This is a genomic window from Gemmobacter aquaticus (assembly GCF_007859075.1).
Taxonomy (GTDB): Bacteria; Pseudomonadota; Alphaproteobacteria; order Rhodobacterales; family Rhodobacteraceae; genus Gemmobacter; species Gemmobacter aquaticus.
In genome coordinates, this window is record NZ_VOAK01000007.1 from 1 (window position 1) to 24168 (window position 24168).

Here is a 24168-nt window from a genome sequence, read left to right on the forward strand (position 1 = left end):
ATGCTCGGCACCGGCATGCCGGCAATCGAAAGGAACTGGTCATGGGGCATCACAGGACTGGGCATGCGAAAGCCCTCCTCTTCATTGGGTATGTCGATGTGGGGAAAGTCGTCAGCTGCCGGCGCGGATAAAGGCGGGCAGGGGAATGAGGTGGCAAAGGGACAGTAGATCAGCTCACATCTTGTAGGAAACAAGGAAGGCCAGAGTGATGCGTTCGAGATTGGCTTGGTGGCGGCTCCAGTTTGCCGCTTGGTGCCGCAATAGGGCGCCCTTGCTGTCGTCCCTACGTGTGTATCGACGTCGGCTGTGGCAGCACGGAAGGGCTACCACTCCGCCTCTGAGCGTTGGAAACCAACTTCCCTTATCTGAGACCCGGCTAGTAGGAGAGTTCATCCTTAAACTCGACGGCCCGTTCCATGCTCTCAAAAGCAACGCGAAGGCGGTCAATTGCGCGGTGGACCATGGCAGCGGCCTGACGTGCAGTCGTTCCCTGCGCCGGTGCGATGAAGATCGGTGCCGCAGACGTCAACGTCGACGCGAACTGAGCGCGCTCAACAGCAGATGTGCAGCCAAGGGCATAGCGGATGAAATGCGCTGCTGCGACCAAGCTACGGTCGGATGCGTGGACGATCTTCAGTCCCATAACCTGATCGGCTGCATGCGCAGCTGCGGCCAATGCCTGAACATCTGCCGCATAGATCAATTCGAGCGCGGGGTCCCAGCTTGCGGGCTCTTCCATACGTTCAACTGCAGCGGCGGCCTCGGCAAGAGCATCGCTCAGGCAGGAGAATGCCTCAAAGACCGCGGAATGCCGAACCTGCAGAGGTTCGGAAAAAAAGCGCGAAGCTTTGACGCCGCCCGCCAGAGTGATATTGGAAACAGTAGCCATTTCTGATCTCCTAAGGATCGGGTTGGTCAGGTTCGGGGAGGTGTTCGTAGCACCTCCTCGATCCGCATATTGAGCATATGCTTTATGATTTTGGTTGTCAATATGTAATATATTTGGCATATATGAAATATGTCCAAGGAAACCGTTTACCACATCAAAAAACTCGTCAATCTGACGGAAGAGCAGGCCAAGCGGATATCCGATTTCCGCTTCGCAATGAGGTTGAACTCAGAGAATGAGGCAATTCGCCAGCTCATCGAAATGGGTCTCGATGCTTCTGAGCGGGGCGTTGAGGGTTCCTAGATCACAGTCAGCCGGACGCGGCGGGGGAGCTCGGTTACTGCATCGCTCATCCGATATCATTCAGTGTTGCCGCTTCGCCTGGCGACCGGAACGAGATAAAGCCGCGATTTCCCAACCGCCAATGGATTGATGTCAGTGTCCGCCTCATTGTTCAGCCGATAAATGCTTGTAAGGCTCCACACCCCACCGCGGGGCAACAATCCCACGCACTGACAGATGGGCGCGCGGTGCGTTGATCGAGCGCGTCTACTTGAGTGCAATCGGGTTGCGGGCTCGAAACACTTTCGCGCCTGCCCGCTGCTTGGCTGCCTGAACCAACGGCTTATGGTCAGGACTTCGGTAGCGGGGCTGTCCTAGTCAAGCGGTTTTGGGCATGCAAGGCTGGCCGCCGGGGAGCGGTTTCGACATCTGGTGATTTGTACCGCCCTGCCTTCGTTGCCGCCTTCTTCTTAGATCGCCCACGGGTGCATGCTTCGGTCCGTGGTCGGCGCATTGGCCGGCAATATGGTGCTGGTTCAATGCAATTCCGATGTGCCCATCTCATTGGCGTGCTCCATATGGATCGGCAACACTCCTGACTATGGCATCATCGGAACCGCGTCCCTAGGGGACCTCGACGGCCCGCGATCAGGCAGGCAACGGGTGTGCGTTCGGGGTGTCAGGCTGCATGCGGGACCGGAATGTCTGACCGGAAGTTGGTGTCATCGCCCCACATCCGGTGAAGGATCACGCTGATACGTCGCGGCAAGGCAACCATGGCACGCTTGGCTCCGCGACGGCGAGCAAGCTGAGCGGCCCATGTTCTCAGCCATGACGAGCGCCCGCGGTTCATCATAACGGTCGCAGCCTGACAGAGCGCGCACCGAAGATTGACGTCGCCAGCCTTGGTGATCCCGCCCGAGACATCGCGTTCGCCAGATTGGTTTCGCGACGCCGTGAGGCCTACCCACGGCCCAACCTTCTTCGAGGAGGTGACCGGTTCACCCGGGCCATCGCGAGCGATGATCGCCTGTCGGAGATCGCCGGTGTTCTCCGTTTGATCCCGGGCAACGGCCCGGTTGCCAGCACAATGCTGATCGCCAAAATGCCCGAGATCGGCACCGTCACCGGCGCACAGGCTGCTGCACTCACTGGATTGGCCCCGGTCGCGCACGACAGCGGAACCCTTCGCGGGAAACGGGCCATCGCTGGAGGTCGCCATGCCCTGCGGCACGTGATGTTCCAGGCGGCACTGGTCACGGCACATCACAACGCAAGCATGAAAACCTTCGCAGATCGCCTTCGCAAGGCCGGAAAACCGCACAAGGCCATTATCACCGCCGTCGCCAGAAAGCTCGTCACCATCGCGAACGCCCTATGCAAGAGCCGTCAGAAATGGATCGCCGCGACGGCCTGAGAGATACCGTTGCTAGAACCTTGTTTTCCTCAGGCGTGAGAAGTTCATGAAGGCGCATGAGGAGAACGAGGTAGTGATCTGCTCGACAACGGCGAAGGGGTTCGAGACGGCGCCGGGACAGATTGCATTCCCGATCTTGCCGACTTGCGCCCGAAACGGACTGGTCAGCGTGGCGCTGAATCTCTCCTTGAGCTTAGCTGAGTGAGCCTTGGGCGCGGGCGCCACGCAACAGGGTAGCCCGCGCTCGCCCATGGCCGACCCACCACGAATTGGCCGCTGGCGCGGACGTCGGCGTCGCTTTGCCTTAGCTCGCGCGTGGCCACTGCTGCAGCACTTCGCAAGCGACGACTCGGCAGCTTCGCCCCTGATCCGCGCATCCTGTCTTCGAGCAGGCTCACATAACCTGACGGAAGAAAATTCCCGGTGAGAGACCCGGCACAGGTGTCACGCCCCGCGTAGCAGACACAATAGAGAACCAAAAACACGACAAAGTAAGTAGACTTAAATACGCCGAGAGATGGAGATATGAAGTTGACTTACGCCGCCCCTGCTCCCCCCCGTCGCGCACGCCGCCAAGACTCGACCTTCGACCTTGGAGCTACCGAAGCGGCGACTATCGATTTCTCTGTTCCGAAAGGTGGCATCCTGCCCCATCCTTACGAAGTCGCAGAGGCTTTGATGTTTCATCGCGCCCCCCGGGTGACGGCGCAGGGCGCTTATGCTGGCCTGATCCTGGAGCTGTTGGCAAATAGCCCGACGCTTGCACCTGCCGAAATCGTTCTGATCGATCCCGAACTCGCCACAGTCCCCGACCTCAGCTCACTGCGCGGGCAGGCACGGATCACGCTTGTTTTGAGCGAAACCGCGACGCGTTCAGTTCGCGCGCGTGTCTGTCAGCTGGAGAACAGGCTGCATTGCCGCGTGATTGACAGAGGTCCTCGTACGAACCTGACCGAGACGCTGATGGCGATTTGGCGGCAGTTCGCACCACAGCGCATGGTGGGCACTACGTATTGATGCTCTGTCTCAGCACATCACGCCATTCTCTCTACGTTGCTGCCCGGCGATGCCGGGCAGCCGTTTCGTTTGATACCAAAGGGCTCCAGCATGTTTGTCGATCGTAAGGATACTTCCGCCACCACATCCAAACCCGTGATCGCGATCGTCGGCGGGGGCTATAGCGGCGCAGCTGTCGCCCTGCATTTGGCACGAAACGACTGCGACGCGCAGGTTGTCGTGTTCGAACCACGGACCGAAATCGGACGCGGCCTCGCCTACTCCACCCCCGACCCGGATCATCGGCTGAATGTGCCGGATCATCGCATGACGCTGATCAGTGAAGACCCCAACCATTTCAAGAACTGGCTCGGCTCGGCCGAGGCTCCCATCTTGCCAGGCGGCAGCGCCACGCTGGCAGGCGAGATCTTTGCGCCTCGAGCCGTGTTTGGCCAATACGTCGCGGCCTGTCTGGCAGATCTGGTCACCGCTGGCAGGATCATCCATCGGAAGGAGACCGTGATACGTATCGATGCCGAGGCTCGGGGTTACTTTGTCTACGGATCGCAAGGGGCCCCCTTGCGGGCTGACGTGGTCGTGCTGGCGGCATCCCATCCCGCGCCCGCCTTGCCCGTTGAACTCAATGCGCTCGCACACGACATAGCGCTCATAGCGGATGCTTCCGCACCCGGCGCGCTCGACCAGATTGCGCCGCAAGAAAGGGTCCTGATCGTAGGCTCCGGCCTCACCGCTGCCGATATCCTCGCGACGTTGGCACGGCAGGGTCAGCGCGCGCCGGTTCATGTGCTCTCGCGCCACGGATGGCGATCGCAGCCGCACGGGCCGAAGCAACCCGAAGCGCAGGCGGATTTTGCGACCAACCCTTCTGCAACTGCCCTTTCTCTTTTCCGCCGGGTGCGCCTTGCCCTGGATGCCGAGGCGGCGCGCGGTGTGACCTGGCATGCTGTCTTCGACAAACTGCGCGCCCAGGGCCCGGCGATTTGGGCCGCCCTTTCACTGCCAGAGCGGCAGCGGTTCCTGCGGCACTTGCGGGCGTTGTGGGACATCCACCGCTTTCGCATCGCTCCTCAGACGCATGCAACACTCGTGCAGGCCGAACGGCAGAAAAGTGCGATCTTTCACGCTGCACGAATTCTTGCTGTGCAGCGCTTACCCGGCGGAATAGAAATCAGCATCCGCCCGCGCGGACGACGCGATACCTCGACTCTGGTGGTTGACCGGGTGATCCTTGCAACCGGTCCGGCACATGGGCAGGTGATTGCGGACAATCCCGCCTTGGCGTCTCTGGCAAAGCAGGGTCTTGTACAACCAGACCCACTCAAACTGGGCATAGCGACAGGAACTGACGCGCGCGCCATTGGGGTGAGCGGGCCTGTACATGGGCTGTACGTTGCGGGCCCCTTGGCACGTGGCACTGTGGGCGAGCTTATGGGGGTCCCCGAGGTGACAGCCTGGGCCGAGCATGTCGCAGGTCGGATTCGGCAATCCTTGCCCGTTCATGCACGACCGGAAGCGGCAGAGTGATTTTCTGCTGCTGATGCGGTGAAGGGGGAAAATCGTTACTTCGCACATGCAGAAATATGGAATGGCCGATACCGGGGTGCGCGGCATAGATTAAAACGACCAATCTGGTCGTGATGCCAACTGGCCGCGCCCCAACTGAAGGAATTTTGCCATGTCCCTGAAATCACTTGGCCTTGCTGCAGTACTCGCACTTGCGACAGCTATGCCCGCTGTCTCCGAGGCACTGAAGATCGGCGTCGTTCCCGGCGCCTATGCTGACGCAGTGGGCGTCGCGGCCGAAGAAGCCAAAGCGCAAGGGTTGGAGATCGAGGTGATCGAGTTTTCCGACTGGAACACCCCGAACCTTGCGCTGGACGCCAAAGATATCGACGTGAACTTCTTCCAGCACCAGCCATTCATGGAGAATACCGAGGCTGAAAAAGGCTATGATTTCAGCGTCGTCGCGCCGGGTATCCTGCAAAACTTCGGCTTCTTTTCGCTCAAGCACAAATCGCTGGACGAGATCCCCGAGGGCGGCTCGGTCGCGGTGGCCAATGACCCGGTAAACCAGGGTCGCGGCTTGCTGCTGCTGCAAAAGGCCGGGCTGATCACGCTCAAAGAGGGTGTGGGCTACAAAGGCACGCTCGATGACATCACCGCCAATCCGAAGAACCTCAAGTTCACCGAGGTCGAGGGGCCGCAGCTGGTACATGTGACGCCGGATGTCGATCTGGCGCAGGGCTATCCGCATTTCATCGTGGCGTCCGGTGCGTTTGATCCGACTTCGGGCCTGATTTACTCAGGGGTCGAAGACAAGATCTTCAATGTCAGCTTCGTGTCGCGCGCGGGCGAGGAGAATGACCCCCGTATCCAGCAATTTGTGTCGCTCTTCCACAGCTCGCAGGCGGTCAAGGACCAGATCCATGAATCCTTTGCCGGCAGCGACAAGCTGTATGTTCTGGCCTGGCTGCTCAAATGACCGGCGCGGCCGTCATCAGATTGCCGCAAGCAGGGGCGCATGCCGCCCCTGCTTCACAGGCGGCGCAGGCCAGGCGCCCAGCCGGATCCGTGCGGTTTCAGGGCTTGGGAAAGACCTATGTTTCGTCAGCGGGTGAGGTTCAGGCACTACAAGGTATCAACCTTGATATCGAACCCGGTGAAATCTTCGGCATCATTGGGCGTTCGGGCGCCGGAAAATCCAGCCTGCTGCGCAGCATCAATCGACTGGAGCGCCCGTCCGAAGGGCGCGTACTGGTGGATGGCGAGGACATCGCAGGACTGGGCGAGGCCGAACTGATCCGGTTGCGTCGCCGGATCGGGATGATCTTTCAGCATTTCAACCTGCTGGCGGCCAAGACCGTGCGCGAAAACGTGGCGCTCCCCTTGCGCATCGCTGGCGTCCCGCAGGACGAGGCACGGGCACGGGTGGCCGAGGTGCTACGGCTGGTAGGTCTGGAGGGGAAGGAAGATACCTACCCCTCCCGCCTGTCGGGCGGGCAGAAGCAGCGCGTGGGCATCGCCCGGGCGCTGGTCATGCGCCCCGAAATTCTGCTGTGTGACGAGGCGACCTCGGCGTTAGACCCGGAAACAACCTTGTCAATCCTGCGCCTGCTGCGGGACATCAATCGACGGCTTGGGCTGACCATTGTCCTGATCACCCATGAGATGAGCGTAATCCGCGAGATATGTCATCGCGTTGTGGTGCTTGAGCATGGCCGGATCGCGGAAACGGGGCCGGTCTGGCAAGTGTTTGCCCAGCCCCAGCATGCCGCGACGCAGGCGCTGCTGGCACCATTGACCCGCGCGCTGCCCGAAGATCTGTCAGCCCGACTGCGTGATCGCGCAGAGCCCGGCGATTGGCAGGTGATCGAACTGCCCTTCACGGGTGAGGCGGCACCGGATCTGGCGGTATTGGCGCAGGGCGTGCGTCTGGTGCAGGCGCAGGTTGATCCGATTGATGGTCACGCCGTTGGTCGATTGGTGCTTTTGGCGCCGCCAGAGCTTGATCCGGCGTCGCTCTCCCCCAATGCAAGGAGGCTTGGCCATGTCGCCACAAATGATTGACCGATTGATCGGCGCCTTTCTTGATACCTTGCTGATGGTTTCGGCCTCGGCAGGTATTGCCCTTTTGGCGGGCATCCCGCTTGCTGTGTTCCTGGTGACCTCCGGGCCGGGCGGGTTCTTTCCGGCGCCACGGCTGAACCGCGCGCTTGGCGCGCTGGTCAACGGCTTCCGTGCCGTACCCTTTATTGTGCTTCTGGTGGCGCTGATCCCCTTTACCCGCCTGGTGACGGGCACGACGATCGGCGTTTGGGCCGCCGTGGTCCCGCTGTCGATCTCGGCAACGCCGTTCTTTGCGCGCATCGCTGAGGTAAGCTTGCGTGAGGTCGATCCGGGACTGGTTGAAGCCGCGCAATCCATCGGCGCGAGCCGCTGGCATATCGTGCGCCATGTCCTGCTGCCCGAGGCGCTGCCGGGCATCATCGGTGGCTTCACGATCACGGTGGTGTCGATGATTGGGGCCTCGGCCATGGCGGGGGCCGTTGGCGCAGGCGGCCTCGGCGATGTGGCGATCCGTTACGGCTATCAGCGCTTTGACACGACGGTAATGGTCGCTGTCATCGTCATTCTGGTGGCGCTTGTATCAGTGGTTCAAGTCACCGGAGACAGGGCGGTGCGCCGGTTGCGGGCACGGTGAGACCAAAGGGCCGGGGGATTACCCCGGCCCTTTGCCGTTACAGTTTCAGCAACCGCGCCGCGTTGTCGTGGAATACTTTCTCCAGAACCGCGTCTTTCAAGCCAAGCGCCTGAAAATCGTCGATGCTCTGACGGATCGGGCGGAATGGGTAGGAGGAGCCGAAGAGCAACTGATCCGACAGAAACCCGTTTGCGGCCTCGACGTAAAGCTGGCTGCCCGGCTGGAACACATACATGTCAGGGATCAGAAACACATTCTCATGCCGGAATGCCACGCCCACAATTCCCGCCACGTTGGGCCAGAAGCCGTGATAGGCGGCGATCTTCAGGTGAGGGAAGGCACGGGCGACGTTGGCCACCGGGGCCGGATCGTTGTATCGCGGGTCAGGAGTGGTTGGGCCGCTCATCAGGTAAAGTGGGACATCGAGGGCCTGCAAAAGCTCATAGAGCGGGAAGAAGGCAGGATCGTCTGCATGCCGGGCCGGGTTGCCAAAGCCCGGCTCCACGTCGATGCCTTTCAGGCCCAGCGTCAGGATTGCGCGCTCGGCCTCATCCAGCGCCGTCTGCCGACCCTGGCTGATGATATCGACCGAACCGATCCCCTCGAGCAGGGGCGAGGCACTGGTAATCGCGTGAATCGTATCATTGGGCAGATGTTGCCCCGGCGTATGACGGCCGACAACCACGGCCTTTGTCAGCCCGGCACCTTCAACCTCAGCCAAGAAGCCCTCGGGCGTGGCAGAGCGGGTAAAATGCTCCACATCCCCGCGCGTGCCGACGCGGGCATTCAGCCACTTCACCACCTCGTAATCCTGCCCGCCCGGTGTCTTGCCGAAGAAATCGTGCAAATAGGCCGGTCGGCAACGCATATCTATGATTTTCATGCCTTATCCTCAGCTTGCCGCACTCTGGCGGCGGATGTCGAAAGCGCCGCCGGTTTGGCTGCTCCCCTGCAGCGTCACTGGCGTCTTGCCCAGAAGAGGAAAGACCAACTCGGCCACGCGAAGCGACTCCTCGAGATGCGGGTAGCCCGACAGCACGAAGGTATCGACGCCAAGCGCCTGATACTCCCGCAGCCGCTCTGCAACCTGTTCAGGCGATCCCACCAGTGCCGTGCCCGCCCCGCCCCGCACAAGGCCGACCCCGGCCCAGAGGTTCGGCGACACCACCAGCCGGTCGCGGCGCCCGCCATGCAGCGCGGCCATACGGGCCTGGCCCACAGAGTCCATCTTGGCATAGCCCGCCTGCGCCGCCGCTATATCGGCATCTGTCAGACGGGATATCAGCCGATCAGCTTCGGACCATGCTTCTGCTTCCGTCTCGCGCACGATGACATGCAGGCGCAGGCCGTAGCGCAGCGTCCGACCCTGCCGCGCTGCGCGCGCGCGCACATCGGCGATCTTTTCGGCCACCTGCGCCGGAGGCTCTCCCCATGTGAGGTAAGCATCCACATGCTTTGCCGCCAGATCATGCGCGGCGTCGGACGAGCCGCCAAAATAGAGTGGTGGATAGGGGCGTTGCGCCGGCGGGTGATAGTTCTTTGCGCCCTCGACGCGGACATGCTTGCCCGCGAAATCCACTGTCTCGCCGGACAGCAGGCGCCGCCAGACGGTCAGGAATTCGTCCGCGTTTTCGTACCGGCCTGCATGGCTGAAGAAAGCGCCATCGGCAGCCAACTCGGTCGCATCTCCCCCCGGAACCACGTTCAAGAGGAGCCTCCCGCCCAATGCCTGATCCAGTGTCGCCGCTTGCCGAGCCGAGGCCGTGGGCCCCGAGATCGACGTGCGCAGCGCCACCAGCAGCTTGATGCGCTGCGTGGCGTGGATCAGACTGGCTGCCACAACCCAAGGGTCCTGGCATGAGGCGCCAGTCGGGATCAGAAGCCCGTCATAGCCTAGCCGGTCCGCGGTCACCGCAATGTCGCGAAGGTAGTTCAGTGTCGGCGCGCGGCCACTGTCCGAGGTGCCCAGATACCGCGTATCGCCGGAGCTCGGCAAGAACCAGAAGATGTCAGGTGTTGGAAGGTGAGTCATTCTGCAGCTCCAAGCAGGGATCCACCAATGCGGAAGCCCTGTGCTGTATGAGTGGCGGGCAGGCGGTCACCCTGTCCGAAGATGCGGTGGCGCAATGAGCCTTCGCCATAGGCGGTCTTGTAACTGCCGCGGGTTTGCAGCTCCGGCACGACCAGATCGGCGAAGTCAGTGTAGCTCTCAGGTGTGACTATTCGGGTCAGGTTGAAGCCGTCGATCTCGCCCTCGCGAACCCAGGCTTCCAGCTCGTCCGCCACCTGCACGGGCGTGCCCACGGCAATGGGATAGCGCCCGCCAAGGGCCAACTGATCCAGCAAGGCACGCTTGGTGTAGCCCCGGCTCTCGGCGATCTTCGCGGCCGACTGGATCGCATTCGACTGACCGAAGGGGATCGGGTCATCCAACCCAAATCGGGCAAAATCAATTCCGACAGAGGCGGAGTAATGGGCAAGTCCCGCCTCGGGGCTTGAGGCGGCCCGGTATTCGGCCAGTTTCTCATGGGCGCCGGCCTCGCTATGATCGGCGATCACCGCAATTCCGGCAAGGATGCGCACGTCCGACGGGTTGCGCCCGGCTGCGGCGACCGCCGCGCGCACCGCGCGCGAGGCCGCGCGGGCGGCCGCCTTGTCGGGCACCGAAATAAACACACATTCGGCATGGCGCGCGGCGAAGACCTGGCCCCGGCCTGAAGTGCCGGCCTGAAACAGCACGGGCGTGCGCTGGCGCGACGGTTCTGAAAGGTGATAGCCGTCAACCTGATAGAACTGTCCGTGGTGATGGACCGGATGAATGCGCGCGGGATCGGCATAGACCCGCGAGGCGCGATCGCCGCGAACCGCGCCTTCCTCCCACGAGCCCTCCCAAAGCTTGTAGAGCACCTCCAGATACTCGTCAGCCTGATCGTAGCGCAGGTCGTGCCTGATCTGGTCCGATCGCCCGACTGCACGGGCGGCGCTGTCGAGATAGCCGGTCACGATGTTCCAGCCGATCCGGCCATCGGTCAGATGATCGAGCGTCGAGATGCGGCGGGCAAAAGTGTACGGCGCCTCGTTGTTCACATTCACGGTGACACCAAATCCGAGGTGCCGTGTGACCGAGGCCATTGCCGAGACCAGCACCAGCGGATCATTCACCGGAAGCTGCACGGCCTCGCGTGCGGTGACATCGATGCCAGCACCGTAGACGTCATAGACCCCCAGGATATCTGCCAGAAACACTGCATCGAAAAGCCCGCGCTCCAGCGTTTTCGCCAGATCGGTCCAGTAGTCCAGCCGCTTGTAATTTACCGAGGTGTCACGAGGATGCACCCATTGGCCATGATTGATATGGCCGATGCTGTTCATGTTGAAGGCATTGACCAGTATATGTTTTCCAAGCCGTTCGGCCATCAGTTCGCCCTCATGTCAGATTGCCCCGTGCCGGGGAGGGTTTACGCCGTTCAGGGCAAAGTTCCCGATGGCGTGGTATTTCCACCGCACCGGATCGTGCAGCGTATGGGTGCGGACGTTGCGCCAATAGAGGTCAAGGTTGTCGTCCGCGAAGGTGGCCGAGGTGCCGGTAAACTCGAAGAGTTTTGAGGCTGCCAGCAGGCCCGCCCGGGTCGTCAACACTTTGGCTTCGGCCACCGCGACCGAGGCTCCCGCAACCGTATTCTCTGTGGGCTCGGTAATCGCGGCATCAACGGCTGCTCCGGCACGGTGGAGCAACGCCTCGGCCGCCGAAAGGCGCAGCGCGACCTCGCCCAGACCCGCGAGGGTCAACGGGTCTTCCGCTGCAGTCGCCACTCTCGCATCGATCCAGGGCCGGGCGCGATCGCGGATGAAGGGCAGCGTCGCTGTGAATGCGCTCTGCCCGATGCCAAGGTCGATCGCGGCATGGATGAGTTGCGCCACTGGACCGATGGGGGTCGGACGCTCGAAACTGGTCTGGAACGGCACCACCCATTCCGGCTGAACCTGCACCTGATCAAAGGCGACCGACCCCGAGCCGGTGACGCGCTGCCCGAAACCATCCCAGTCATCGGTAATGCTGACACCTGGCGCACGGCGTGGAATGAAGACCAGCTGCTGCACGTCTTCGTCATCGACGGCAAGAGTGGGTATCCAGTGGGCATAGATGGCGCCGGTGCAATAGAATTTCTGGCCCTGCAGCAAAAGACCTCCGGGCGTGCGCACCAGCCGTGTTCGGCGCTTGAAATCGCGGTGGCTGATCTCGGCCAGCGCATTGCCGAAGCGCAGGCCACGCAACGCCTTCTGAAAGAAGAACCGCTGCTGGTCCTCCCGCGCGCCCGAGCGCAGCACCTCCAGCGCGTAAAAATGGTTCTGCGGTATCTGCGACAATGACCCGTCGGCTGCAGCTATGATCGCTGTCACCCGCGCCAGCGTGACCATCGACACCCCCGCCCCGCCGTGCGCGCGGGGCACCGTGATGCCCCACAGACCCGACGCAGAAAAGGCATCCAGCTCTGCCCAGGGCAGGATACGCTCGCGGTCACGATCAACCGCACCGGGGGCAAAGCTCTCGGCCAACGCCCGCGCGACCTCCAACGCCTCGGCGTCAGTGCGAATGATATGGGCCTCAGGCGGCGGGCTGGCAGGATTCGTCATGGTTCAGTTCCATTGATGGCGGGCAGGCAGGGCACCGTTCAGGTGCCAGTTGCCCAGAAGATGCAGCTTCCAGCGCAGAGGATCGTGAAGCGTATGCACACGGGCATTGCGCCAGTGCCGACCAAGGTTGGGACGAGCGCGGGTGGCGGCACTGCCGGCCAGCTCAAACAACTTTTCCGATGCCTCGAGAGCGATTTCCGAGGTCAGCACCTTGGCCTCGGCTACGGCGACCGAGGCGCGGGCGCTGCTTTCGGCCGTGACGGGTGCAGCGGCTATTTCATCCAGCAGGCGGGCAGCACGGCGAAGGACGGCCTGTGCCGCGTGAATGCCGATCTGCAACTGCCCAACCTCAGCAATGACATATGGATCATCGACCGCACGCGCGACGCCGCTGTCGACCCAAGGACGCGAGCGGGAGCGCAGAAACTCCAGCGTGTCGGCAAAGGCGGCCAAGGCGATGCCACTGTCGATGGCAGCCTGGATCAGTTGCGACACAGGCCCCGCGAGGCCCGGGATATCGACGCGCTGCCAGACCGGAATGATCTGATCATCGGCGATGGGCACATCGTCAAAGATCACCGTGCCGGAAGCGGTCGTGCGCTGCCCGAATGAGTCCCAGTCGTCAACGATCCGCACACCCGGCGCATCGCGCGGCACCCAGACCTGAACCGGGCGACCCTGCGGATCGTTGGCACGGGTGGGGATCCAATGCGCAAAGATTGCACCGGTAGAGTAAAAGCGCTGCCCCGAAAGACGCAGCCCCTTGGGCGTGTCGCGCAGGCCGGTGGTGTTGTGGGTCACGACCGCACGACTTTTCTCGGGTCCGGCATTGCCAATGCGGTGTCCTGCCAGCACATCGCCAAAGAAGCGGCGCTTCTGGGCCTCGGTCCCGGCCTCGGTCAGCAGTTGCAGCACACCAAAATGGTTCTGTGGAATCTGCCCGACCGAGCTGTCGGCGGTGCAGATTATTTCGAACACCTGCGCCAGCGTCTCGTACCCCAGACCAGAGCCGCCATAGGCGCGCGGGACCAGAATCGAGCCTAGCCCCAAGGCGGTAAAGGCCTCGATCTCGCGCCAGGGCAGGATGCGGTCGCGGTCCCGTTCCGCGGCAAGGGGGGCGATATGATCCGCCAGCGCACGTGCGGCGGCCAACGCGGCTGTGGCGTCGGGCAGAACCGGCGGGCGATTGGGCGCAAGCGGTCCGATCTGTGCGCTGGAGGCGGAGGGCCGATGGATCGTCATAGGGTTTCCCGCACGAATTAAAACGATTTCTTCAGTCGTGATTATGGGTGCAAAGGGCGCGCGCGGCGATTCCAAAGCATGGCGAGAAAAGGGATCGTCGTTCCCCGAATGACCTGCAAAAGGAAAGAAACTCAGCCTCTGCCTTTCCATGGCACAAGGCGCGCCTCAGCCCAACGCATCAGGATATCAATGGCATAGCCGATGATGCCGATGAGGATGATGCCCATGACCACGATATCGGTCAGCTGGAACTTTGACGCGACAAGGATCATCATGCCGGCACCTTTTTCGGCCGCGACCAGCTCGGCTGCGACGACGGTTCCCCAGCAGACGCCAAGCGCCACGCGCAGTCCGGTGAAGATCTCTGGCAGCGAATTGGGGATCAGGATATGCCGCAAAACCTGCATACGGCTGGCCCCCAACGAATAGGCGGCATGAACCTTTGAAAGCCTGACGGCAGATGCACCCGAGCGCGCGGCGATAACCATGATCCACAGCGCGGCCAGAAACAGCAGAACGATCTTGCCGCTTTCCCATATGCCGAACCAGATAATGATGAGCGGGATCAGCGCCAACGGCGGTACCGGACGCATGAACTCTACAATCGGGTCGAACCAACCACGGAACCAGCCCGACAGCGCCATCGCGTAGCCCAGGGGGATTCCGACCAATGCGCCCAGAACGAGACCGGCGAGCACGCGCAGCAATGAATAGCCAAGATGCTCCCACAGCGCCGTGTTCTGGTATCCGTTCCGGGCGATCTCCCAGAAACGCGCTGCCACTGCCTCGGGCGCGGGCAGCCAGATCGGTTCCATTTGCCAGCCGGGATCGGGGGTGAATGAGAGCGCCCCCTTTGGCGTCAGAACCACATGACCATGTGGAACCGGCGCAGATTGGCCGGGAGAAATCGGCAGCCCTTCGACCGTTACGATCTGCGTACCCGGCGTGTCTTTGTCTGTCGGCCGGATCAGGGTGGATCGCCATGCGGGGGTCGCAAAGACAGTCTTGCCGACTGGCAGAGACAATGGGTCGGGCTTGTCCTCTGGACGATGCACGATGATCGTCACTCGGCCTTCAGCGGCGCCATCAGGACCGTTAGTGCCATAGTCAAAGCCGGTCTGTCCCAGAAACGGGCCGGGCACATGCAGCGGCACCAGACGCGAGCCGGTAAAGCCCCCCCAGATTGCCAACACGGCGATGATCGACAGCAACTGCGCCCAGCGATTTGGCCGTATCGCGGCGATATCACCGAACACAGGGCGCGGCTTCCGTGGTGACAACAGGCGCAGCACGGACCAACTACCCAGGAACAGCCCCAGATAGGTCAACAGAACAATCACTCGGCGGCCTCCGGTCGGCCCATGATCTCTTCCTCGAGGCCCCAGATCGTCGAGAGAATCTCCTCGCGGCGGGACTGGAAGGCGCGCGATTGCTTGACGGCGCGCAGATCGCCCCCTGCGGCCATCCGCGCAAAAGGCAGGCGCAGGTCTTGCAGAATTCGACCCGGACGCGGCGCCATGACAATCAAACGCTCGCCCAGAAGCAGGGCCTCATCAACGGAGTGCGTGATCAGAATGATGGTCTTGCCTGTGTCTTGCCACAGGTCCAGCACAAGGCTTTGCATCTTTTCCCGCGTCAATGCGTCGAGTGCGCCAAGCGGCTCGTCCATCAGGATAAGGTCAGGATCGCCGGCAAGGCAGCGTGCCAGCGCCACACGTTGCTGCATGCCGCCAGACAATTGCCAGACCGCCTTGTCGGCGTACCCCTGCAGACCCACCTGCGCCAGAAGGCGGCGAACCAGCGCCTCGCGCGAGGCACGCGGGGCACCGCCCATACGCGGCCCGAAATCGACATTGCGCGCGACGCTCATCCATTCAAACAGCGCGCCTTGCTGGAACACGATGCCCCGGTCGCGGCCCGGCCCGGCAATCGGGCGACCATTCAGCAAGGCCTGGCCGGAAGACTGACGCTGAAACCCCGCAAGGATTGACAACAGCGTAGTCTTGCCGCAGCCCGAAGGCCCGACAATGGCCACCAGCTCTCCCTTGCCGATCGACAGGCTGATATCGCAAAGCGCCAATGTCTCGCGGCCCTCGGGCGTGGGAAAGCGCATCGACAGGTCGTGAAGGCTGAGCAGGGTCATGGGGTCAATCTTTTCAATGAACGCGGCGCAGACCCGAGGGGAAGGTCTGCGCCGCGCATGAACCGCGTCTGCGTCAGAGCTTCGATGCCGCAACAAGGAAGCTCGGATCGACTGCGGCGTCATAGGACTCCAGCGAGGCCGGGATATTGCCCGTGCTCACAAAGAAATCTGCCACCGATTTCAGATAGGCCTGCACTCCACCCCCCAGCCAGTCAGCTGACAGGCGATCCTCGACCGAAAGCAGAGTAAAGGTCGCCAGCGATTCAGAGGTGGCTTGCTCATCCAGCCCGGAGTCCTTGGCCAGCACAGGCACGAAGTCGGTCGGCGCGGCCAGATAGGCGGCATTCTGATCGTTCACTACCTTCAGAAACTTCGCCAGCAGATCCGGGTTCTCCGCAGCAAATGCGCCAGTGGTTGAGATGACGTCAAAGACGCGAATTCCCGCCGCCTCTTTCTCAGCCCCGGTCAGCAGGACATTGCCATGTTCGAGATTGCGGCGCAGCGAGCCCCCCCACCCGCAGACCCAATCCAGATTGCCTTGCGCAAAGGCAGCGGCACCCTCTGGGGGGGCCAGATCGACGATGTCGAGCGACTTCAGGTCGATGCCGAAATGTTCGACCTGCTTAAGGAACCCGTAGTGTGCCGCTGTGCCGATCGGCACGCCAACCGTTGTTCCGTTAAGCTCTTGCGCATTGTCTTTGGTGATCTCCAGATCACTGCGCACAACGCAATTGTCATTCTCGGAATACGTGACGGCGACGTCGACCACCTTCAGATCCTGCCCGGCCGAAGCGGCGGTGATGAAGGGCGGCACGCCTTGGCTGACCGAGATTTGCACGTCACCGGCCGCCATCGCCGCCGACATGGCGACCCCGGTGTCAAAGCTCCGCCAGTTAACCTTGACGCCAAGCTCTTGATCGAACAGGCCCTCTACCTTGGCCTTCTCGAACGGAAGTGGCCATTCGAGGAAATAGGCAACGGTTATCTCGGCGGGCTGAGCATGGGAACTGGTGGCAGTCAGCAGAGCGGCCAGCGGGCCGAGGGAAGACAGCAGGCGGCGGGTCATCAGTCTCTCCGGAGGAAGGGTCGAAAATAATCGACTCAAGTTATCGTTATTCAGGAGGGAACAGGATTTGCGGGCCGGTGACCATTCCAAAGGCGTGGGACAAAAGGCGATGAACCTGCTGGCAAGTCAGCACCCAACACAAGATAATTCTCTCACAGACCGGACTGCGCCACATCCAGAAGAGGTTTGGCCTGTGTGACTGTAGATCCGGGTGCGACGGAATGCGTAAGCCAGACGCCGCCGCCGATGGAGCTGCCGCGCCCCACCGTCACGCGACCAAGCACAGTTGCGCCAGCGTAGATGACCACATCATCCTCCAGCACCGGATGGCGCGGCTGCCCCTTGACCAGCGCGCCGGTCTCGTCAACCTCAAAGCGTTTGGCGCCGAGTGTGACGTGCTGATATAGGCGCACATTGCGCCCGATCACCGTCGTCTCGCCGATCACCACGCCGGTGCCGTGATCTACGAAGAATGCAGGTCCGATCTTCGCGCCAGGGTGAATGTCGATCCCGGTAAGCGAGTGCGACAGTTCAGCCATGATGCGCGCCGTCATGGTGGCGCCGTGGCGATGTAACTCGTGCGCCAGCCGATGCCGCAAGATGGCAGCAAGGCCCGGAAAGCAGAACACCACCTCGTCAAGGCTCTTCGCAGAAGGATCGCCCGCAAACGCGGCAGAGATATCGGTGTCATGCACGTCGCGCACCCGCACCAGTGCAGACAAATAGGCGTCAGCGATGGCATGGGCGCGGGCGGCCGCACCCTCGCTATCAGAGCCCTCGGCCAGCATGAACTCCAGCCTCAATTGCACCGCAAGCCGCGAACGGACCGAGATCAGCATTCGCGCCACATGGGCATCGGTGGCCTCAGCTGTCAGCCCCGCCGGGCCGAAATGGCGTGGATAGAGCAAGCCCACTGTATCGATCTGAATCTGCGCGATTTCCGCACGAGAGGGCAGTTGCGGCAACACCCTGCCCGGATAGCGTCGCTGTTGTGAAACCAGCCGGATAAGCCGCAGCTGTTCGGTGATGGCGGAAATGTCAGAAAGTGGGGTCTGATCGGTCACGGCGCTGCCCAGGAGCGGAACGAGAGGCGGCAGGGCTATCGGATGCCGCCCACCTTGCCAAGAGATGAGACCTTTTGAATTTTGGTCCGAAACAGTTGTGCCATTCCTCAAGGGATCAGACCGAAGCCCCACCCAGATAGCTGTCGCGGATGTCGCTGCGCGCGGCCAGATCGGCAGCACGACCCTGCAGCACGCTGCGGCCGTTCTCGATGACCGTCGCGTTATGGGCATGTTTCAGCGCAACGGCCGAGTTCTGCTCGGCCACCAGAAGGGTAAGGCCTGTTTCGACGTTGAGCCGGGTGAGCGCCTCAAAGATTTCGGTCACCACAAGGGGGGCCAATCCCATCGAGGGCTCATCCAGAACAAAGAGCCTCGGCCGAGCCATCAGCCCGCGACCGATCGCCGCCATCTGCTGCTCACCGCCCGAGGTCAGGCCGGCGGCCACTTTGCGGCGCTCCTTCAGCCGAGGGAACAGATCATAGACCTGCTCCAGCCCTTGCGCGATGGATGTACGACGCAGACCGCGACCGATGGCGCCAGTAATCAGGTTCTCTTCGATCGTCAGGTTCTTGAAGCAACGCCGCCCCTCCAGCACCGGAACGAGGCCCCGTCGCAAGTGGTCGCCTGGATCATGTGCCGTCACATCTTGCCCGTCGAACAGGATATGCCCGGCGGAGATGCGCCCGCGTTCAGCAGGCAAGAGGTTCGATGCCGCTTTCAGCAGCGTCGTCTTGCCTGCGCCGTTCGCACCCAGAAGCGCCGCGAATTCGCCCTCGGCCAAGCTCAGGCTGACGCCATGCAGCGCGGCAATCGCCCCTCCATAGCTGGCCTCGACATCACGAAACTCCAACAAGACCGACATACTGGCCCCCTTTTCCCGGAAGATGTGGCGCCCGCGCCCGGGCGCCACGCTGACTTCAGTTGCTGACGGTGCCCTCGGCATCCGCTTCTGTGCGGATGGGCAACCCCTTTTCCTTGGCATAGGCCTCGGACGACTTTTCAATGATGGGGCGCAACAGCGACCAGTCCGGAGCGATCCAGTCGCTGACCACGTTCCATTTCTGGCCATCCCATTGCTGGAAGGTGACGTAGCCTTCGCCCTCGTGGTTGTCGTAGGTCACGTTGATCGAATGGAACAGGTTCTCGGCCCCTAGTTCCTTCACCCGATCCGTCGAAAGCTGCAGGTGTTCGAAGCCCCAGCGAACTTCGTCGCCGGTCAATGTGCGGTTGCCGAACTTGGCTTGCGCGATCCGCACCGCTTCAACGTTCAGGATGCCGTTCACGATGCCGAGGTTATGGTAGACCGATCCAATACGGGCCGGATCTGACAGGTTGCCCCGCCCTTCGTCATAGACCGTCTTGATGATTTCCTGCAGCACCGGATACTGGTTGCCCGAAGCCTGGGTGGTGATGGCGGTGTAGCCGATGGCGGCATCACCTGCCGGGCGCACGTCCTCTTCCGAGTTGGACCAGACGTTGCCGATGATACGGTCCACCGGAAAGCCATTGCGCTGCGCCGTGGTCAGCGCCACCGGGTTCATCACGCCCCAGCCCCGCAGCACAACATAGTCGGGCCGCTCGCGCCGGATCTGCAGCCATTGCGCGCCCTGTTCATTGCCCGGATGCGGCACCTCGATCTGCACCAGATCGAAGCCGTATTTCTCGGCCAGCAGCTCGTAGATCGGGATCGTCTCCTTACCATACGGCGAGCCGTGATAGAGGACCGCGATCTTCTTGCCCTTCAGGGCCTCATGCCCGCCTTCCTTGCCGGCGATATAGTTCACGATGCCCGAGGTTTCCGAATAAGGGTTCAGCAGCAGCGGGAAGACATAGGGGAAGACGCGCCCGTCGGTCGTATCCGTGCGGCCATGGTTGATGGTGATCAGCGGCACCTTGTCAGCAGTGACGCCATCGATCATTGCATAGGCAATGCCCACAGAAAGCGGGTTCCAGGCTGCGATGCCGGGGTTCGACTTCAGCCGCTGATAGACCTCTACACCCTTTTCGACCTCGTATTCGGTCTCGCCCTCGGACCAGGTGAGTTTAACCCCGTTCACCCCACCGTCGCGGGTGTTGATTAGGTTGAGGTAGTCGATGAACCCGCCGAAGAACCCCGTGCCACCGGCGGCATAGGGGCCGACCCGGTAGGATTGCAGCGGAAAGTGCTGCTCGTCCGAGAGTGCGGGGCTGGCGAGGAAGGCCGCCGCCAGCAGTGCAGGCGCGACGCGTTTGAGGAAAGACATGGAAAAGCTCCTGTTTGTGGGGATGGGTCAGCCGCGTCGGACCAGCGCGCGCAGGCGGGCTGACAGGCGGGAGAGGATGGCCGAAAGCCCGTTGGGCTCGGCGATGAGGAATAGGATGATGGTGCCGCCCAGCACGATGCGCTCGATCAGCTTGATCAGGCCCGCATCGATCAGACCGTCGAAGGCAAAGGCGGACAGACGGCCCAGCAGCAGCGGAAACACCACGATCAGCCCAGCGCCAAGAAAGGTGCCGCGAATTGTGGCAAGCCCGCCGATGATGACGATGAACAGGATCTGGAATGATCGGTCGAGGTTGAAGCCCGCAGGCTCTACCGTGCGTAGATAGGTGAAGGCCCAGAGCACCCCTGCGATGCCGATGATTCCCGACGACAGCGCGAAGGCCACCAGCTTTGTGCGCAGGACCGGAACACCGATGACCTTGGCGGCGGTCTCATTGTCGCGCACGGCAATCAGGTTCACCCCTTCCGGCCCCGAGACGATACGATGCACCAGCAGCGTGATTGCGGTCACTATGGTAAGCGAAAAGAGGTAGCGCCCCACCGCACTGTCCAGGCGCAGCCCCGCCAGTTCGATCACCGGGGCGGCGATGATGCCCGAGGGACTGCCATTGGAAAACCAGCTGAATTTCGTCAACGCCCACTGCACGAAGAACTGCGCGGCCAGCGTAGAGACCGCGAGATAGAAGCCGCGCAGCCGCAGACTCGGCAGGCCGAAGACCAGCCCGATGACGGCGGCGGTCAGCGCGGCCAGCACGATCGACACCGGGATCGGCAGGCCGGTTCGTAGATCAAAGTTGTAGGCGGCGAAGGCACCCACGGCCATGAAGGCCGCCGATCCAAGTGAGACCTGCCCGCAGTAGCCGGTCAGCAAGTTAAGCCCCAGCCCGGCAAGCGACAGGGCAAGGAAGGGCAGAAGGATCGCCTCAAGCACATAGGGGCTGGCGGTCAGAGGCACGGCCACGAAGCCCAGGCTGAGCACCACCAGCACAGGCAGCGAGAACCCGGTGGCCAGACGCGCCCCGGTGACGGATGCAGAGAAGACGGACATGTCAGTATCTTTCCACGCGTTTTTGGCCAAACAGTCCCGACGGCCGCACGAGCAGGACAATCAGCGCCACGGCATAGGCGAACCAACCCTCGATGCCGCCGCCGAAGAACGGGCCGATATAGACCTCGGCCAGCTTCTCGGTCGCACCGATCACCAGGCCTGCCACGATGGCACCGAGGATGGAGTCGAAGCCACCCAGCACCAGCACCGGCAACGCCTTCAGCACGATCAGCGACAGTGAAAACTGTACCCCCAGCCGTGCGCCCCACAAGAGACCCGCGACCAGCGCCACCACCCCGGCGGCAGCCCAGACGGTGGCCCAGATCCGGTCCAACCGCAGGCCCACGGCCAATGCAGCAAACTGGTCATCGGCCACGGCGCGGAAAGCAAGCCCAGTATGGGTAAAGCGGAAGAACGCCGTCAGAGCCGCCACCAAGGCCGCCGCAATCGCCGCGGCCACCAGATCGAAGGTCGAGATGAAGATGCCCCAGACCTCGAACGGCGCATTTGAGATGCCCAGATCCAGCCGATGCACCTGCGTGCCCCAGATGAGCTGGGCTGCGCCCTCGATGACATAGGACAGGCCGAGCGTGGCCATGAACAGCGTCATGGGTGAGCGGTTGGCCAAAGGGCGCAGCACCGTGCGTTCAATCCCGAAGCCAAGTGCCGTCATCGCGGCCAAAGTCACTGCCACCGACACCCAGAACGGCACACCGCGCTCGACGAGGTTGACAAAGGTCAGCGCGGCGAACAGCACCATCGCGCCCTGTGCAAAGTTCAGCACGCCCGAGGTCTTGTAGATCAGCACAAAGCCAATCGCGACCAGCGCATACATGACGCCTGACAGCAACCCGCCCACGGCGACCTCGGCGGCGAACAAAAGCTCGAACCAGTCCATCACGCCGCCTCCGCACCCAGATATGCCCGGATCACATCGGGGTCGCGGCGCACCTCTGGCGGGGTGCCATCCGCGATCTTTACGCCGTGATCGAGTACCGCGATACGATCGGAAAGGCCCATGACAACGCCGATGTCATGCTCGATCAGGATTGTGGCAAGACCCAGCCGATCGCGGGCAGAACGCACATGAGCCGCCATCTCGGCCTTTTCGGTGGCGGTCATCCCGGCCATCGGCTCGTCCAGCAATAGCACTTTCGGTGACGCGACGAGCGCGCGCGCCAGTTCCACCTGCTTTTGCAGACCATACGGTAGGGTGGATACCAGCCGGTGCAGATGCGCCGTGATTCCAAGAAACCCTGCCACATCCCGAACTCTGTCCGCCACCTCTGCCGCCTCTGCCCGCGCGCCTGGCAGGCCCGCGAGCTGCGCCAGCAGGCCGTGACGGCGGCGGAACACCAGCCCGGCGGCGACGTTCTGCTCCACGGTCAGGCCAGGGAACAACGCGAGGTTCTGGAAGGTGCGCGCAACGCCCAACTTTGGCAGCGCCTCAGGGCGCAGATGCCTCAGGCGCCGCCCGCCCAGATGGATATATCCGGCGTCGGCCTGATAAAGCCCGCTGATCACGTTGACCAACGAGGACTTGCCCGCCCCGTTCGGCCCGATGACCGCCCGGATCTCGCCCGGACGCAGGTCAAAGGATACATCGCGCAGCGCATGGATGCCTCCGAAGCTGAGGCTGACCCCCTCCAGCGCAAGCGCGCTGTGCGGCGCATGGATGCTCTCTGGCGCCAGCTCTGGCACGCGCGCGGCAATCGGTGGCTGCGCCAGTCGCGCAGCCTCCAACCCGCCCGTCAGGACGCTCAACATTTCAGTCTCCGATCCGGTGAAAGGGCGGCCTTACTCGGCAGCCACCAGTTCCTTGGCACGCTGCGCCTCTAGCTGGCGCACCAGCGGGATCACATGCTTGCCGAAATATTCGACCTCTTCCTGGAAGTGCAGGAAACCAAGCAAGACAAGGTCGGCGCCCGCATCCTTTAGCGCTATGATGCGCTCGGCCACTTGCTCGGGGGTGCCGATCAGGTTCGACCGGAAGCCATCGTTGTATTGCACCAGATCAGCGAAGCTCGATTTCGCCCAGTTGCCCTCGCCTTCAGGGCTGGCCTTGCCTGCGTTTTTCACCTCATGGGCAAAGCCCTGCACTGCCTCAGGGTTGGCCTTCGCGACGATCTCGTCCACCACGGAGCGCGCGGCCTGTTCGCTGTCGCGTACCACGGCAAAGGCGTTGATGCCGATCTTCACCTTGTTGCCGGTTTCCGTAGCTTTGGCCCGGATATCATCGACCTGCGCGCGCAGCCCCTCTGGAGTGTTGCCGTTGGTGAAGTACCAGTCTGACACCCGCGCGGCCATATCCCGAGCGGCGCGACTGGATCCGCCCTGGAACACTTCGGGCAGCGGTTGCAGGGGCTTGGGTTTCATTGTGTAGTTGGAGAAGCGGTAGAAATCGCCGCGGAAGGTGAAATCGTCCTGCGTCCAGATACCTTTCAGCGCGCGGATGAACTCCTCCGACCGGCAATAGCGTTCGTCATGGTCCAGCCACAGCTCGCCAATGGCCGAGAACTCGCCACGGAACCAGCCAGACACGATATTGACCGCGATGCGGGCATCGGTAAGGTGGCTGATTGTTGCGACCTGCTTGGCCACCACCGCCGGGTTCCACGGCCCGGGAAGGATTGCGGCAATCACCTTGAGCCGCGTTGTATGGGCCAGCAGATCATGGCTGAACGCCACCGACTCATGCTGGTTGTCGGCGCCATAGCCGGCGGTAAACCGGATCTGGCTCAGCGCATAATCAAACCCCGCTGCCTCTGCGATCTGGGCAAGCTTGCGATTGTATTCGGGAGTCCAACTGGTGCGCTGTTCGATGTTCGAAATAACAAGGCCGCCCGAGACGTTGGGCACCCAATAGGCGAACTTGATCGGATCTTTCGTCATTTCAGGTTC

At 62.3% G+C, this 24168-nt stretch carries 23 protein-coding genes and 1 pseudogene; 7 read left to right on the forward strand and 17 right to left on the reverse strand.

Annotated elements, in window-relative coordinates:
- Positions 1-376: 376 nt before the first annotated feature.
- Complete coding sequence (locus tag FQU74_RS01735) at positions 377-1009, reverse strand: hypothetical protein (protein ID WP_146284735.1); 633 nt, start codon at positions 1007-1009, stop codon at positions 377-379.
- Positions 1010-1018: 9 nt separating this feature from the next.
- Between FQU74_RS01735 and FQU74_RS19385 the strand changes: the two genes are divergently transcribed.
- Entirely contained in the window at positions 1019-1192 is a 174-nt protein-coding gene (locus FQU74_RS19385; RefSeq protein ID WP_170246186.1) for a hypothetical protein, read from the forward strand.
- A gap of 658 nt (positions 1193-1850) precedes the next feature.
- Here FQU74_RS19385 and FQU74_RS19825 read toward each other — a convergent pair.
- Positions 1851-2165 (reverse strand): annotated as a pseudogene (locus FQU74_RS19825) (transposase); the annotation flags it as partial.
- A 63-nt stretch (positions 2166-2228) separates the two neighbouring features.
- Between FQU74_RS19825 and FQU74_RS01745 the strand changes: the two are divergent.
- From FQU74_RS01745 to FQU74_RS01770, 6 genes are all read left to right on the forward strand, one after another.
- Positions 2229-2588: a transposase gene (locus FQU74_RS01745; protein ID WP_158635506.1), complete on the forward strand. Its 360-nt coding sequence runs from the start codon at positions 2229-2231 to the stop codon at positions 2586-2588.
- Positions 2589-3113: 525 nt separating this feature from the next.
- Positions 3114-3605, forward strand: coding sequence for a hypothetical protein (locus tag FQU74_RS01750; protein WP_146284737.1), 492 nt, complete (start codon positions 3114-3116; stop codon positions 3603-3605).
- A 90-nt stretch (positions 3606-3695) separates the two neighbouring features.
- Positions 3696-5129: an FAD/NAD(P)-binding protein gene (locus FQU74_RS01755; protein WP_146284738.1), complete on the forward strand. Its 1434-nt coding sequence runs from the start codon at positions 3696-3698 to the stop codon at positions 5127-5129.
- A gap of 151 nt (positions 5130-5280) precedes the next feature.
- Positions 5281-6087 carry a MetQ/NlpA family ABC transporter substrate-binding protein gene (locus tag FQU74_RS01760; RefSeq protein ID WP_146284739.1) on the forward strand — a complete coding sequence of 269 codons (807 nt, stop codon included), beginning with the start codon at positions 5281-5283 and terminating at the stop codon, positions 6085-6087.
- A gap of 104 nt (positions 6088-6191) precedes the next feature.
- Positions 6192-7172, forward strand: a complete 981-nt coding sequence (locus tag FQU74_RS19545; RefSeq protein WP_277752288.1) for a methionine ABC transporter ATP-binding protein — start codon at positions 6192-6194, stop codon at positions 7170-7172.
- Positions 7153-7806 (forward strand): methionine ABC transporter permease, encoded by a 654-nt coding sequence (locus tag FQU74_RS01770; RefSeq protein ID WP_146284741.1) that lies wholly within the window; start codon positions 7153-7155, stop codon positions 7804-7806. The genes FQU74_RS19545 and FQU74_RS01770 overlap by 20 nt, the downstream gene beginning before the upstream one ends.
- Positions 7807-7843: 37 nt before the next feature.
- On the opposite strand, the gene FQU74_RS01775 is transcribed toward FQU74_RS01770, so the two are convergent.
- The 15 genes from FQU74_RS01775 to sfnG form a co-directional block, all read right to left on the reverse strand.
- Positions 7844-8689, reverse strand: a complete 846-nt coding sequence (locus FQU74_RS01775; protein WP_146284742.1) for an amidohydrolase family protein — start codon at positions 8687-8689, stop codon at positions 7844-7846.
- A gap of 9 nt (positions 8690-8698) precedes the next feature.
- Entirely contained in the window at positions 8699-9838 is a 1140-nt protein-coding gene (gene ssuD / locus FQU74_RS01780; RefSeq protein WP_146284743.1) for an FMNH2-dependent alkanesulfonate monooxygenase, read from the reverse strand.
- Positions 9835-11223 (reverse strand): LLM class flavin-dependent oxidoreductase, encoded by a 1389-nt coding sequence (locus tag FQU74_RS01785; protein ID WP_146284744.1) that lies wholly within the window; start codon positions 11221-11223, stop codon positions 9835-9837. The genes ssuD and FQU74_RS01785 overlap by 4 nt, the downstream gene beginning before the upstream one ends.
- A gap of 15 nt (positions 11224-11238) precedes the next feature.
- The gene (locus tag FQU74_RS01790; RefSeq protein WP_146284745.1) at positions 11239-12441 is read right to left on the reverse strand and encodes an SfnB family sulfur acquisition oxidoreductase; all 1203 of its coding nucleotides are present in this window, start codon (positions 12439-12441) and stop codon (positions 11239-11241) included.
- Between the two features lie 3 nt (positions 12442-12444).
- Entirely contained in the window at positions 12445-13683 is a 1239-nt protein-coding gene (locus FQU74_RS01795; protein ID WP_146284746.1) for an SfnB family sulfur acquisition oxidoreductase, read from the reverse strand.
- Between the two features lie 131 nt (positions 13684-13814).
- On the reverse strand, positions 13815-15023 hold the full coding sequence (locus tag FQU74_RS01800) for an ABC transporter permease (protein WP_146284747.1): 1209 nt from the start codon (positions 15021-15023) through the stop codon (positions 13815-13817).
- Complete coding sequence (locus FQU74_RS01805; RefSeq protein ID WP_146284748.1) at positions 15020-15826, reverse strand: taurine ABC transporter ATP-binding protein; 807 nt, start codon at positions 15824-15826, stop codon at positions 15020-15022. The genes FQU74_RS01800 and FQU74_RS01805 overlap by 4 nt, the downstream gene beginning before the upstream one ends.
- Before the next feature lie 73 nt (positions 15827-15899).
- Positions 15900-16892: a taurine ABC transporter substrate-binding protein gene (locus tag FQU74_RS01810; protein ID WP_146284749.1), complete on the reverse strand. Its 993-nt coding sequence runs from the start codon at positions 16890-16892 to the stop codon at positions 15900-15902.
- A gap of 152 nt (positions 16893-17044) precedes the next feature.
- The gene (locus FQU74_RS01815; protein ID WP_229704487.1) at positions 17045-17956 is read right to left on the reverse strand and encodes a serine O-acetyltransferase; all 912 of its coding nucleotides are present in this window, start codon (positions 17954-17956) and stop codon (positions 17045-17047) included.
- A 115-nt stretch (positions 17957-18071) separates the two neighbouring features.
- A complete protein-coding gene (locus FQU74_RS01820) occupies positions 18072-18818 on the reverse strand; it encodes an ABC transporter ATP-binding protein (protein WP_146284751.1) in 747 nt (248 codons plus the stop codon).
- A 55-nt stretch (positions 18819-18873) separates the two neighbouring features.
- Positions 18874-20199, reverse strand: a complete 1326-nt coding sequence (locus FQU74_RS01825; RefSeq protein ID WP_146284752.1) for an ABC transporter substrate-binding protein — start codon at positions 20197-20199, stop codon at positions 18874-18876.
- 27 nt (positions 20200-20226) lie between these two features.
- Positions 20227-21267: a branched-chain amino acid ABC transporter permease gene (locus FQU74_RS01830; protein WP_146284753.1), complete on the reverse strand. Its 1041-nt coding sequence runs from the start codon at positions 21265-21267 to the stop codon at positions 20227-20229.
- A 1-nt stretch (position 21268) separates the two neighbouring features.
- Positions 21269-22165 (reverse strand): branched-chain amino acid ABC transporter permease, encoded by an 897-nt coding sequence (locus FQU74_RS01835; protein WP_146284763.1) that lies wholly within the window; start codon positions 22163-22165, stop codon positions 21269-21271.
- On the reverse strand, positions 22165-23034 hold the full coding sequence (locus tag FQU74_RS01840) for an ABC transporter ATP-binding protein (protein WP_146284754.1): 870 nt from the start codon (positions 23032-23034) through the stop codon (positions 22165-22167). The genes FQU74_RS01835 and FQU74_RS01840 overlap by 1 nt, the downstream gene beginning before the upstream one ends.
- 30 nt (positions 23035-23064) lie before the next feature.
- The gene (sfnG, locus tag FQU74_RS01845) at positions 23065-24159 is read right to left on the reverse strand and encodes a dimethylsulfone monooxygenase SfnG (protein WP_146284755.1); all 1095 of its coding nucleotides are present in this window, start codon (positions 24157-24159) and stop codon (positions 23065-23067) included.
- Positions 24160-24168: the final 9 nt, after the last annotated feature.